9 protein-coding genes are annotated in these 13,020 nt (G+C 67.9%); 5 read left to right on the top strand and 4 right to left on the bottom strand.

Annotation, left to right across the window (positions count from 1 at the left end; translation table 11 throughout):
* Positions 1–77 precede the first annotated feature (77 nt).
* From OG488_RS35085 to OG488_RS35070, 4 genes are all read left to right on the top strand, one after another.
* Positions 78–1,886 carry a methylmalonyl-CoA mutase subunit beta gene (locus OG488_RS35085; protein ID WP_329236644.1) on the top strand — a complete coding sequence of 603 codons (1,809 nt, stop codon included), beginning with the start codon at positions 78–80 and terminating at the stop codon, positions 1,884–1,886.
* Positions 1,886–4,060, top strand: coding sequence for a methylmalonyl-CoA mutase (gene scpA / locus OG488_RS35080; protein WP_329236643.1), 2,175 nt, complete (start codon positions 1,886–1,888; stop codon positions 4,058–4,060). Before OG488_RS35085 ends, scpA begins: the two co-directional genes overlap by 1 nt.
* Positions 4,061–4,073: 13 nt before the next feature.
* Complete coding sequence (meaB, locus tag OG488_RS35075; protein ID WP_329236641.1) at positions 4,074–5,090, top strand: methylmalonyl Co-A mutase-associated GTPase MeaB; 1,017 nt, start codon at positions 4,074–4,076, stop codon at positions 5,088–5,090.
* Between the two features lie 1,768 nt (positions 5,091–6,858).
* The gene (locus tag OG488_RS35070; RefSeq protein WP_329236638.1) at positions 6,859–7,116 is read left to right on the top strand and encodes a hypothetical protein; all 258 of its coding nucleotides are present in this window, start codon (positions 6,859–6,861) and stop codon (positions 7,114–7,116) included.
* A gap of 815 nt (positions 7,117–7,931) precedes the next feature.
* Here OG488_RS35070 and OG488_RS35065 read toward each other — a convergent pair.
* On the bottom strand, positions 7,932–9,470 hold the full coding sequence (locus OG488_RS35065; protein WP_329236636.1) for a recombinase family protein: 1,539 nt from the start codon (positions 9,468–9,470) through the stop codon (positions 7,932–7,934).
* A gap of 30 nt (positions 9,471–9,500) precedes the next feature.
* Entirely contained in the window at positions 9,501–10,946 is a 1,446-nt protein-coding gene (locus OG488_RS35060; protein ID WP_329236634.1) for a dihydrolipoyl dehydrogenase family protein, read from the bottom strand.
* A gap of 115 nt (positions 10,947–11,061) precedes the next feature.
* Between OG488_RS35060 and trxA the strand changes: the two genes are divergently transcribed.
* Positions 11,062–11,466, top strand: a complete 405-nt coding sequence (gene trxA / locus OG488_RS35055) for a thioredoxin (RefSeq protein WP_329236632.1) — start codon at positions 11,062–11,064, stop codon at positions 11,464–11,466.
* 76 nt (positions 11,467–11,542) lie between these two features.
* Here the strand turns inward: trxA and OG488_RS35050 are convergent, their stop codons facing one another.
* Positions 11,543–11,899, bottom strand: a complete 357-nt coding sequence (locus OG488_RS35050; RefSeq protein WP_329236630.1) for a hypothetical protein — start codon at positions 11,897–11,899, stop codon at positions 11,543–11,545.
* Positions 11,900–11,983: 84 nt separating this feature from the next.
* A complete protein-coding gene (locus tag OG488_RS35045) occupies positions 11,984–13,012 on the bottom strand; it encodes a LacI family DNA-binding transcriptional regulator (RefSeq protein ID WP_329236628.1) in 1,029 nt (342 codons plus the stop codon).
* Positions 13,013–13,020 lie beyond the last annotated feature (8 nt).

Here is a 13,020-nt window from a genome sequence, read left to right as displayed (position 1 = left end):
TCGGCCGGGCACGGCGAAACGACCTTGCGAGGCCCGTCCGCCCCCACGCCTCGTCCCACGACCTCGTTAGGGCCTCCATGACCGTTCTGCCTGACGACGGGCTCCCGCTCGCCGCCGAGTTCCCCGACGCCTCACATGAGCAGTGGCGCAACCTCGTACGAGATGTCCTGCGCAAGTCAGGTGGAGGTATCTCCGCGACCTCAGCGGAGGACGTCCTGTCCACCGAGCTGGAGGACGGGCTGCGCACCCGGCCCCTCTACACCGAGAGCGACGCCGCGCCCGACCCGGGCCTTCCCGGCAGTGCGCCCTTCGTTCGCGGCGGGCGGGCGCAGGGGAACACGGTCGGCGGCTGGGACGTGCGCCAACAGCACACGGTGGCCGACAGCGACTCGGTCCTGACCGACCTGGAGAACGGGGTCACCTCCCTCTGGCTGATCGTGGGCGACACCGGCATCCCGGTACCCGCGCTCGAAGGGGTACTGAAGGGCGTCCATCTCGACCTGGCACCGCTCGTCCTCGACGCCGGACGCGACGTACCGGCTGCCGCGGAGGAGTTGCTGCGGCTGTACGAGGAGCGAGGCATCGCCGGGACAGTCGCGCGTGGCAATCTGGGAGCCGATCCGCTGGGCCACGAGGCGCGTACGGGCGAGGCGCTGGATTTCTCACCACTGCTCGGCCTCGCGCGGCAGTGCGCCGCGCGGTACCCGGGGCTGCGGGCGTTCACCGTCGACGCGCTACCCCACCACGAGGCAGGCGGGTCCGCGGCGCAGGAGCTGGGTTGCTCCCTGGCGACGGGGGTCGCCTACCTGCGCGAGCTGACGGCGGCGGGCCTTGATGTCGAGGAAGCCTGCGGGCAGTTGGAGTTCCGCTACGCGGCGACGGCCGATCAGTTCCTGACCGTGGCCAAACTGCGAGCGGCGCGACGGCTGTGGTCGCGGGTTGCCGAGGCCTGCGGGGCGGCCCGGGCGGGTGCACAGCTCCAGCACGCGGTGACCTCGCCGGTGATGATGACGCGCCGGGACCCGTGGGTGAACATGCTCCGCACCACCGTCGCGACACTGGCGGCCGGGGTGGGTGGAGCCGACTCCGTCACCGTGATGCCCTTCGACAGTGCGCTCGGGATGCCGGACGCGTTCGCGCGCCGCATCGCCCGCAACACCTCCACCATTCTCATCGAGGAGTCCCACCTGTCCCGAGTGATCGATCCCGCAGGCGGCTCGTGGTACGTGGAGCGGCTGACCGACGATCTCGCGCAGGCGGCCTGGGCGTTCTTTCAGGAAATCGAGCGAGCAGGCGGCCAGGAGACGGCCCTACGTTCCGGGCTGATCGGCAAGACGCTCGCCGCGACCTGGTCCGTACGCAGCGCGAAACTGTCCACACGGCATGAACCGGTGACGGGTGTCAGTGAGTTCCCGCTGCCGACGGAGAAACCGGTCGTACGCCAGCCGTTCCCGAAACCACCGTCCGGAGGGCTTCCCCGGGTGCGTCGCGACGAGGCGTTCGAGGCGCTCCGCGCCCGCTCCGACGCCTACCTCGCCGCCACCGGTGCCCGGCCACGCGTCTTCCTGGCCGCGCTGGGCCCGGCAGCCGCGCTCACCGCGCGACTGGCCTTCGCCTCGAACCTGTTCCAGGCCGGCGGCATCGAACCCGTCGTCGACGGCACCTTCGAGGAAAGCGGAGCCCGGGCGGCGTGCCTCTGCCCCAGCGACGCGCTCTACGCGGAGCAGGCCGAGTCCGTCGCCGGGCAGCTGCGGACCGCGGGCGCCGAGCACGTGTTCCTCGCGAGCCGCCCGGGGCACCACGCCGGTGTCGATACGTACGTCTTCGGGGGATGCGACGCCGTCGCGGTGCTCTCCGCCGCCCTCGACCGCATGGGAGTGTCCTGATGTCCATTCCTGATTTCTCCGGGATCAAGCTCGGAACGCCGAAGGCCGAGGCCACCGTCGACGAGTGGCGTACGGCGATCGAGCGCCTCTCCGACGGCGATGACCTGTTCTGGGAGACTCCGGAGGGCATCGACGTCAAGCCGCTGTACACCGGGCAGGATCTGGAGAGCCTCGACTTCCTCGACACCCGCCCGGGTATCGCCCCGTATCTGCGCGGTCCGTACCCGACGATGTACGTCAACCAGCCCTGGACGATCCGTCAGTACGCCGGATTCTCCACCGCGGAGGAGTCCAACGCCTTCTACCGGCGCAACCTCGCCGCCGGCCAGAAGGGCCTGTCCGTCGCGTTCGACCTGCCCACCCACCGCGGCTACGACAGCGACCACCCCCGCGTCACCGGCGACGTCGGCATGGCCGGCGTCGCCATCGACTCCCTCTACGACATGCGCCAGCTCTTCGACGGCATCCCCCTGGACAAGATGTCGGTGTCCATGACCATGAACGGCGCGGTCCTCCCGGTCCTCGCCCTCTACATCGTGGCCGCCGAGGAACAGGGCGTGCCGCCCGAGAAGCTGGCCGGGACCATCCAGAACGACATCCTCAAGGAGTTCATGGTCCGCAACACCTACATCTACCCGCCCGCCCCCTCGATGCGGATCATCTCCGACATCTTCGCGTTCACCTCGCAGAAGATGCCCCGCTACAACTCGATCTCCATCTCCGGCTACCACATCCAGGAAGCCGGCGCGACAGCCGACCTGGAACTCGCCTACACCCTGGCCGACGGAGTCGAATACCTGCGGGCCGGACAGGAAGCCGGCCTGGACGTCGACGCGTTCGCCCCCCGCCTCTCGTTCTTCTGGGCGATCGGCATGAACTTCTTCATGGAGATCGCCAAACTCCGCGCGGCCCGCCTGCTCTGGGCGAAACTCGTCAAGCAGTTCGACCCCAAGAACCCCAAGTCGCTGTCCCTGCGCACCCATTCACAGACCTCCGGCTGGTCACTGACCGCGCAGGACGTGTTCAACAACGTCACCCGCACCTGCGTCGAGGCGATGGCCGCCACCCAGGGCCACACCCAGTCCCTGCACACCAACGCCCTGGACGAAGCCCTCGCCCTGCCCACCGACTTCTCCGCACGCATCGCCCGCAACACCCAGCTCCTGCTCCAGCAGGAATCCGGCACCACCCGGGTGATCGACCCCTGGGGCGGCAGCGCCTACGTCGAGAAACTGACACACGACCTCGCCCACCGCGCCTGGCAGCACATCCAGGAGGTCGAGGCCGCCGGCGGCATGTCCAAAGCCATCGACGCCGGCATCCCCAAACTCCGCATCGAAGAGGCAGCAGCCCGCACCCAGGCCCGCATCGACTCCGGCCGCCAGCCCGTCATCGGCGTCAACAAATACCGCGTCGAGACCGACGAGAAGATCGACGTACTCAAGGTCGACAACTCCTCCGTCCGCACCCAGCAGATCGAAAAGCTGCGCCGCCTGCGCGCAGAACGCGACGAAACCACCTGCCAGGACGCACTGGCGGCACTCACCCGCGCAGCCGGCGGCGAAGGCAACCTGCTGGAACTTGCCGTGAACGCCGCCCGGGCGATGGCCACCGTCGGGGAGATCTCCGGCGCACTGGAGAAGGTCTACGGCAGGCACGCGGGCCAGATCCGTACGATCTCCGGCGTCTACCGCAAAGAGGCAGGAGAGTCCCCGTCCGTGGACCGCACCCGCGCACTCGTCAACGCCTTCGAGGAGGCCGAGGGACGCCGTCCGCGCATCCTCGTCGCCAAGATGGGCCAGGACGGACACGACCGCGGCCAGAAGGTCATCGCCACCGCCTTCGCCGACCTGGGCTTCGACGTCGACGTCGGCCCCCTCTTCCAGACCCCCGCCGAAGTCGCCCGCCAAGCCGTCGAAGCCGACGTGCACATCGTCGGCGTCTCCTCCCTCGCCGCCGGCCACCTCACCCTCGTACCCGCCCTGCGCGAGGAACTCGCCGACCAGGGCCGGGAGGACATCATGATCGTGGTGGGCGGGGTGATTCCGCCTCAGGACGTCTCCGAATTGATGGAGATGGGTGCAGCGGCCGTCTTCCCGCCCGGGACGGTAATCCCTGATGCGGCCCACGACCTGGTCCGACGGCTGGCCACAGCCATCGGGCACGAGCTCTGAAGGCCTCACCACCATGGCAATCGACCTCGGCGCGTACGTCAAGGGAGTGCTCGACGGCGAGCGGGCGGTCATCGCCCGCGCCATCACACTCGTCGAATCCACCCACCCCCGGCACCGGGCCCTTGCGCAACGACTGTTGACGGACCTGCTGCCGCACAGCGGCAGGGCCCGACGGATCGGGATCAGCGGGGTACCGGGCGCGGGCAAGTCCACATTCATCGACGCCTTCGGCACAATGCTGACGGAACAAGGGCACCGGGTCGCCGTCCTGGCCGTGGACCCTTCCTCCAGTCGAACCGGTGGCTCCATCCTTGGCGACAAGACCCGCATGGAGCGCTTGGCCGCCGACGATGCGGCCTTCGTCCGCCCCTCCCCCACGGCCGGCACTCTCGGCGGCGTCGCCCGATCGACCCGCGAGTCGATCGTCGTGGTGGAGGCCGCCGGCTACGACGTCGTCCTGGTCGAGACCGTCGGCGTCGGCCAGTCCGAGACGGCTGTGGCGAACATGGTCGATTCCTTTCTGCTGCTTGCGCTGGCCCGTACCGGCGACCAATTGCAAGGCATCAAGAAAGGCATCTTGGAGCTGGCCGACATCATTGCCGTCAACAAGGCGGACGGCCCTCATGAGCGCGACGCCCGAGCCGCTGCAAGGGAGTTGGCGGGTGCCCTGCGGTTGCTGCATGGCAAGGACGCCTTCTGGACCCCGCCGGTGCTCACATGCAGTGCCCGGGAGTCAACCGGTCTCGAAACCGTCTGGGAGCGGCTGGAACAGCACTGGACACTGCTGGAGTCCACCGAACGACTCACGGAACGGCGCCGCACCCAACAGATCGACTGGACGTGGACCATGGTGCGTGAAGAGTTGCTCGGTCACCTGCACACCAGCCAAGCCGTGCGTTCACTGGCACCGGCGCTGGAACAGCAAGTTAGAAACGGCGAGGTGACGCCCACCCAGGCCGCCGACCGCATCCTGAGCGCTTTCGCCGAACACAACGGCTGCGGCGCCGCGGCCCGCACCAGCAACTCGTAGTAGGCGGCGCGAGCTGGGAATTCAGGTTGGGGCCACGGTCAGAAGAGGCGTGCACGGCCTCATTCTGTCGACATTTACTGCTCAGAGGACACTTAGTCCGCCTGCAGTACAAAGACGAGGACCGACCGATCGACTCGCACCTCCACACAGGCTGGCATGCCGCAAATGCCGCTATATAGTCTCTAATTACTTACGACTCACGGCAAGCGGCCCACTCGCTCCTCAGGAGGACAGCCTGTACACCCTTACGCCGGGGCACGTATGCATTCTTTCCGTAGCTGTAAATGTTGACAGTTTTCTCATAGAGCGCCATGATGGTGCTCAATGGCGCGGACGAGTTCGAGGGAACGCCCCGCCCTCGGGGTGCCAAAATCCCGACAAGCACGCGTCCGATCGACCGGATCAGGGCCGTTTTCGTCGCCGGTCCCGTCACGTCCCTCGGAAGGCCGTCACCTTTGCCCCGACCGAAACGGAATGGCAGGGGGCCAAGAACTTCCGCCGGTCCGGTGCCCCTGGACAGCCACCGGGCCGGCGGATCCGCACCATTCCGCCGTTCGCCGTTCGCCTCGACCATGAGGCCACTCACACCCCGCCCCGGCCGCACCCTGTCCGAGGTGTCCTGCCTCGCGGCCGGGGCGGTCAACTCGGCCCTAGGCACAGCTCAGCAAGCATGATGGGCGCCAGCCACCCCTTTCCGCCGAGCAATACCATTCCGTAACAATGGCCAGTCTCGGGAAGTGCCGCCGCGATGGTGTCATGACGGTTCAGCGATCAGTGGGCGCCCGGTTGGATGGCTACCGCTCCAGGACGGCGTCGAGTTCGGTGCGGGACCACCAGGAACCATCCCTCATCACTCCCGCGATCTCGCGATCTCACGGAGGGCAGTGTTGCTCTCCAGTGGGTCCTCTTCCAGGACGACAGGTCGGCGGGCATTCCGGGGCGACACGGCCGAAAGCACCTTCCTCACCGAGGGACCGGACCGGCTCGATGGGCGTCATCCGATGGGTCGTCAGCGGGTCGAGTCCCGTCTCGGCCAGGTAGTCGACCTCGTCGTGAAGGGCGAACCCCGAAATGATCCCGGCAGCCCCGCACGCGCCCGTCCCCGCGATCATGGGGACCCCAGCGTCTTGAAGGTCTTGGTCATCCTCAGCTCGGCTGCCCCGTGGTTGTGCAGGGCGTCGCGGGTGGCTTCGGGGAGCTTGGAGAACTTCTTTGACGACTGGTCCCAGGCGCACAGTTCTTCGGGAGCCGTGTAGCGGCGCCTCGGGTCCTCGGTGAAGCAATGACTTTAACCGGGGAAGCCTTGGGAGGACGATACTTCTGAGCCGCTATCTACCTGGACTTCCCCTCGCACCAGCGTCTGTTGGGACGATCACCCCGGGACGCGCGGGGACTCACGCTGACCGGATACTGACTTACTTGATGGGCCATCAGGCATACGGAAGTCCCTCTGCACACACGGATGACGTGCGCCCACGCATCATCGACCTGTCGAGCACCGACATCGCTCCGGTTCACGGAACACAGCCCCTTCGGCCATCAGTCGGCCGACGCTCGACCGCTCCGGAAGTCGGCTCGCTGGTTACCGCCCGCCCGAGGCCGCTCGGCAGCGCGGAACTCGCGAGCGAGGAGGGGCAAAGGCGTCGACGCCGACCCGCCGGGGCCGAAGCCAAGGTCACGCACCCCTGCGCACTTGCGTGCGCCGCTCCTCCCTTCCGAACGGTCCACCCGATGGCGAACCGCCCTCGCACACCGTGAAGAAGAGCTGTTGCAGCCGCCCGAGGAAGTGCACCAGGACTGGACTCAGCCCTCGAACGTCTCCATGCACTCCGATGACGCGCTCGTCGGGAAGCTGACGGCCGCTATCGCGGCGGACGACAAGAAGCCGAAGGAGAAGAAAGACGAGCCCCTCCGCCGGAAGCCCACCCTCGTCCCGATTCTGCCGACGGACACCGGCCACGGCCTACCAGGCCGTTTCAACAAGATCGTGTTACGAGTTCTGATGCGTGCGCCCACTGGATGGTGAGACTCTATGACGCCAGGCCGAAATCAAAGGAGTCACTCAGCGATTCGCTCTTAAAACCGAGGACCGGCTTGAGGAGGCGCACCTCAGAACCAAGGCTAGTCACAACTCCATGATTCTCGATTCGCATCTCCAGCTGCAGTGGGCCGAGCATCGACTCGGTCAGCGCGCAAATCTCAGTCACTGACTCAGCAAACTCCCATGATGTTGACGCAAAGAGGAATTTGCCCAGTTCTGGCGCGCATTCCAATCGCAACGCGAGATGCGTGTCCGGCGAGGGCCCCTCCCCAAGCCTTGCCGCGGCCCTGCGCGCATGCGGCAACATCGAACACCCACACATCTCACCTGCGTTCGACATGGGAGCAAGCAGCCTCTCGCCATCACATATGTGCACTGGGCTCTCGACCGACCCTAGTACCAGGCGATTCCGAATGTCCCCTTCCTCCAGAATTACCGACACCGAGTCGCACTCGGTCCGCACATGCCAAGCCCCAGCCCGGTCAGAGGCGACCTGACCACCAAAATTTCGCGAAACTCCCTGCGCAACGCCGTGGCTCACAGTGGTAATCAACCAGGAAGGTCGGGCTCCAACCATGCCCTCCAACCTGATCTGACCCGAGTAACGCGTCTCACCCATCAGACCCATCAAATCTCTCCTCTCGTTCCGACGTAGACGGACAGAAGCATCCACGAACACCACGTCTTTGCGGAGCCGAAAATGTGATGTAGGAGAGCACCTCGAAGGTCATCCGGCACAGCAGGGCCGACTGCTCGCCCTGGGCATACAACTCCACCCAGGGCGAAGCTGCCTGGATAGCTCAGACAGCCCGTTGCTGCACTGGTCCGTGCATCCTGCCCACGTACCACCGCACAGGCGATTTCGCCGGCCATATGGTCACGCGGACTCCGAACTCGCAGAGAATCTCCTTCTTTGCCTGGACATCAGGTGCCTTCACCCAGCGATCCTCAACCGTCTCACCGGTCGGCCTGGTGACCATTCCTGCCGGCCGTACCGGCTCCAGGCGGAGCTTGGCCAGTTCGCGACCCATCTCTGCGTACCGACTACGGAACCAGTCCGCGTCGTCAGGGGCATCAAAGAGACCAGCCTCCCGGTCCGAACGAAGTCGGCTTCGAGCGGCCTCGACTTCGACGATGCGTTCAGAGAACCCGTCACCGGCATCAAAAACCGTTTCCATGATCATTCCTTGCCCGTACTCACTCAGAAACCAACTCTCCACGAGCGCATCGAGACGTCGGAGAGAAATAGAGGGGGACGGTCGGCAGGTTTCAGAACCGCGATGTCCGAGTATGCGGGCATTGCAATAGTATGTCGACACCGACTGAGACGGAGCGGAAGAACCCTTGAGTCGCCCATGGCACTGTCCGCAGAATGCCAGGCCCGTCAGTAGGTGGCCGTAGCTATGAATGCGTTCCCCGCGCGGATGATTGGCCCCTCGTTGCTTTATCACCCGAACCAGAGCTTCGTGAGTGGCCCGGTCCCAGAGAGGCTCCGCGATACGCACGGGGTGCCCGTTCGCGCCAATCACGGGACGCCCCTTGTGTATCAGGTAGCCGAGAGCCGCTTCGGACATGAGGATCTCCCGAAGTCCTGATGACCTCCACGGTGCTCCGGCCACAGGTCGGCCGTACATCACGGCACGGTGGTCGGAGGGCGACAGTTCGCCTGCACGGGTCAGCCTCGCCGCCTCGGAGGATGGGGTTATCTTCTGCGGGTCGGCGAGGATACGTCGCGCTACGTTGCGGATCACCGATGCCGCGTGCTCGTGCAAGGCAACGTGGTCCACTGCACCGGTCGGCACCAGACGCACGAAGCGATACCCGTACGAGGGCTTTGCCTTGACGCGTCCCGCCGCCCGGGCCTTCGCTGTCGCATCGCGGTTACGACGCTGAATGGCGCGCAACTCCATCTGGGCGCCCCAGGCCTCCATGGTGAAACGGTTCTCGTCGTTCGCGTCGTCGAGATTCCACGGACCGTCATGCCCGTAGGTCAGAAGTGCCAGTCCTGAGTCACGCATCATGTAGCCCGTGTTCAGGCAGTCCACAAGGTTGCGTCCCAAGCGGTCCACCGCGGAGCCGGCGATGCCGTTGTACGGGCCGCGCTCCCCTCGCAGCCACGGCCCCAGCCTCGGCCGCGTCATAGGGTCGGTAGCGCCCGACACCTCCCAGTCGTCCGCCCACGCGATGACGTGCCCGCCCACAGCCTTGACTGCGGCGAGCACGTCCTCGCGCTGACGCTCCGGGGAGGAGGTTGAAGCTGACATCTGAGAGAGACGACGGACGCCGATGTAGCAGCGTCCGCAACCGTCATAGGCCCGTTCGATCACTCTCTCCGCCATACCACACATGCATACCTCCGCCGTCTATCCTTAACGGCGGTAGGTCTCCAGCAGCCGCAGCCACACCTCGCTGATCGTCGGATACGCCGGGACCGCGTGCCAGAGACGCTCGATCGGTACCTCGCCGACGACGGCGACCGTCGCCGAGTGCAGCAGTTCACCGATGCCCGGTCCGACGAAGGTGACGCCGCGCAGGATCTCCCGGTCCAGATCGACGACCATCCTGGCCCGGCCCTTGTATCCCTGCGCGTACAGGCCGGAACCGGCGACCGACGCGAGGTCGTAGTCGACGGCGCGGACCCGGTGGCCCGCCGCTTCCGCCTCGGCGAGCGTGAGGCCGACCGATGCGGCCTCCGGGTCCGTGAACACGACCTGGGGGACGGCGGCGTGGTCGGCGGTGGCCGCGTGCGCGCCCCAGCGGTCCGTCTCCAGCAGGGGCGTCTCCTGGGCCCGCGCCGCGATCGCCGCTCCCGCGATGCGGGCCTGGTACTTGCCCTGGTGGGTCAGGAGTGCGCGGTGGTTGACGTCGCCGACCGCGTACAGCCAGTCGCTGCCCTCGACGAGACAGCTGTCGTCGACGGAGAGCCAGGATCCGGGCTCGAGCCCCACCGTGTCGAGGCCGAGGTCGTCGGTGCGCGGGGCGCGGCCGGTGGCGAAGAGGATCTCGTCGGTCTCCAGCTGTTCCCCGTTGTCCAGTTCGACGGTGACCGGGCCGTCGTGGCCCGCCCTGCGGACAGCGGTGGCCGAGACCCCGGTCAGGATCCGCGCGCCGGCCTCGGTCAGTGCCTCGGCGACCAGCTCCCCCGCGAAGGGCTCCATCTTGGGCAGCAGGCCCTTGCCCCGGATCAGCATCGTCACCTGGGCGCCGAGCCCCTGCCAGACCGTGGCCATCTCCACTCCGACCACGCCCCCGCCCACGACGACGAGCCGCCCCGGGACCTCCTTGGCGCTGGTCGCCTCCCGGCTGGTCCACGGCCGGACGTCCGCGATGCCGGGAAGCCCGGGGACCACGGCCCGGCTCCCGGTGCAGACGGCGACGGCGTGCCGCGCGGTGAGGCGCTGCTCCGACCCGTCGGGGGCCGTGACGGAGACCTGCCGGACCCCGGTCAGGCGGCCCATACCGCGGTAGATGTCCGCGCCGATGCTCTCCAGCCAGCCGACCTGCCCGTCGTCCTTCCAGTGGGAGGTCTCGTAGTCGCGGTGGGCGAGCACGGCGTCCGCGTCCAGCGGCCCCTGCACCGCGTCGCTCAGCCCGGCGACACGGCGCGCGTCGGCGCGCGCGACGACCGGGCGCAGCAGCGCCTTGCTGGGCATGCACGCCCAGTACGAGCACTCCCCGCCGATCAGTTCCGACTCGATCACCGCGGTGCTCAGCCCGGCGGCCCTGGCACGGTCCGCCACGTTCTCCCCCACCGGGCCGGCCCCGATGACCACGACGTCGTACTCACTGCTCCGCGCACTCTCAACAGCATTCATGGGAACAGTGTCGTCGGGGGTGTGCGCCACGGCCACATGGGCATGCGGAATAGCGCAAGTGACGTCACCGTTGTGCCGGACAGGTCCGAACGGTCCCAGGAAGAGGTAACAGAGTATGAGCACCGTAGAGCTCACCAAGGAAAACTTCGATCAGGTCGTGAGCGACAACGAATTCCTGCTGATCGACTTCTGGGCTTCCTGGTGCGGTCCGTGCCGGCAGTTCGCCCCTGTCTACGACTCGGCCTCCGAGCGCCACCCCGACCTGGTCTTCGCCAAGGTCGACACGGAGGCGCAGCAGGAGCTGGCGGCCGCCTTCGAGATCCGGTCCATTCCCACGCTGATGATCGTCCGCGACAACGTGGCGGTCTTCTCCCAGCCCGGGGCGCTTCCCGAGGCGGCGCTGGAGGATGTCATCGGTCAGGCGCGCAACCTGGACATGGACGAGGTACGCAAGTCCGTCGAGGAGCAGCAGGCGCAGCAAGGTCAGCAGGCACAGCAGCCCCAGCAGGAGCAGCAGTAGTCCCAGCAGACCTGCGGCAGACGTGATGAAGGCCCGGCCGTCCAGGCCGGGCCTTTGTCATGGCTCGGTGCCCGCCTCAGCCCTCGCCGGGCCGCTCCGGTGACACAGGCGCCTCCGCCCCGGCCGGCTCCGGTTCGTGGCCAGCGCCTGCCTCCGGTGCTTCCTGCGTGCCGCCGATGCGCTCGGCGATCCTGACCGTGAGCCCGTAGTCCAGCTCCGCGCCGTCCACCAGCAGGGCCTCCACGGTGTGCGAGGCCGGGTCGATGTCGGCCTCCATGCCCTCGCCCGTGTAGCGCGGGTAGCCCGAGGCCCCGGTGTCGCCGGTGGCGGCCACGACCGCGGAGCGGATGGCGGTGGCGGGCTCCGGGGCGCCGGTGGCGGTCTCCTCCGGTTCCGGGAACAGCAGGATCTCGTAGCTCTGCGGATGGCTCATGCCGACGACGCTAGACATCCGCCGCCGGTCGCGCACGTCGTGAGGCCCTGACCCGCGTACCGTGACGGGCGGCGGACGGCACGGTCAGCTGGACTCGCGGGTCACCGCAGCGGCCCGCAGGAGAGAGTGGCGCTCCGGCTCGCCACCGGGGTTCCGCACCAGCCGGTCGATCAGTTCGGCCGGTGGCTCCGGGGACGCCAGCTCCATGGCGACGCTGCTGAGCCGGGGCCGCAGCAGCCTGGCGAGCATCAGGTCGCCCGCACCGATCACGGCCGTCTCGGCGGGTACGTCCACACCCGCGTCCTGGAGCGCTCTCAGCAGGAGCATGGCGTAGGTGTCGTCGTACGCGAACACGGCGTCCAGGCCCAGCGTCCTCCAGCGCGCGGCGAGGCCCTCGGCCGAGGCCTCCTCGTACCGCAGGGGCAGTGGCTGGATGCGGGCGTCCGTCTCCGACTCCTCCGCGGCGCGCGTCGCACCGGCCAGACGGTGTCCGGCGAGCAGGGTGAGGCCGGGGTCCTGGGGCACGACCACCCCGATCCTGCGACGGCCGCGCGCGAGCAGGTGCCGGATCGCGCAGCCGCCGACCTCGCGCTCGTCCACGACGAGGGCGTGCGCGCCGTCGACCGGCCGCGGGCCCAGGGTGATCACGGCCCGGGCCCCGGCACGGGTGAGCACGCCTGTTCCGTACGGGGTGAGGGGGATGCCGTCGGGTGCCACGACGGCGACGGGGCGGAGTTCGGCCCAGGCCCTCGCCGCCTCGTCGGCGTCGAGGCCGATGCCGCCGAACTGCACCACCGTGTAGTCGAGGCGCCGCAGGCCGGATTCGAGCCCGGCGAAGAACCGCTGGTACAGCGGCCCCGCCGGGGCGTGCGCGGCAGGCAGCAGTACCGTCCTGCTCCGCCCGGCGCGCAGGCTCCGGGCCGCCGCGTGCGGGACGTAGCCGAGCTGGGTGGCGGCGTCCCTGACCAGCCGCCGGGTCGGTTCACTGATCCGCCCGGAGGTGTTGTTGTTCAGTACGTAGGACACGGTGGCCCGGGAGACTCCCGCGAACCGCGCGACATCGGCGCTGGTCGGTACGGAGATCCCGGCGGGCTGCTCGGGTAACTGACTCATGGCGTCGG

The sequence above is a fragment of the Streptomyces sp. NBC_01460 genome, assembly GCF_036227405.1.
Taxonomy (GTDB): domain Bacteria; phylum Actinomycetota; class Actinomycetes; order Streptomycetales; family Streptomycetaceae; genus Streptomyces.
Note: the sequence above shows the minus strand (reverse complement) of the source record. Positions and strands in the feature narration are given on the sequence as shown.

Bases quoted from the DNA above. Each gene is read 5' to 3' on its own strand.
- OG488_RS35085 (WP_329236644.1), top strand. From the start codon at position 78: ATGACCGTTCTGCCTGACGACGGGCTCCCGCTCGCCGCCGAGTTCCCC.
- trxA (WP_329236632.1), top strand. From the start codon at position 11,062: ATGAGCACCGTAGAGCTCACCAAGGAAAACTTCGATCAGGTCGTGAGC.
- OG488_RS35045 (WP_329236628.1), bottom strand. From the start codon at position 13,012: ATGAGTCAGTTACCCGAGCAGCCCGCCGGGATCTCCGTACCGACCAGC.
- scpA (WP_329236643.1), top strand. From the start codon at position 1,886: ATGTCCATTCCTGATTTCTCCGGGATCAAGCTCGGAACGCCGAAGGCC.
- OG488_RS35065 (WP_329236636.1), bottom strand. From the start codon at position 9,470: ATGGCGGAGAGAGTGATCGAACGGGCCTATGACGGTTGCGGACGCTGC.
- OG488_RS35050 (WP_329236630.1), bottom strand. From the start codon at position 11,899: ATGAGCCATCCGCAGAGCTACGAGATCCTGCTGTTCCCGGAACCGGAG.
- meaB (WP_329236641.1), top strand. From the start codon at position 4,074: ATGGCAATCGACCTCGGCGCGTACGTCAAGGGAGTGCTCGACGGCGAG.
- OG488_RS35060 (WP_329236634.1), bottom strand. From the start codon at position 10,946: ATGAATGCTGTTGAGAGTGCGCGGAGCAGTGAGTACGACGTCGTGGTC.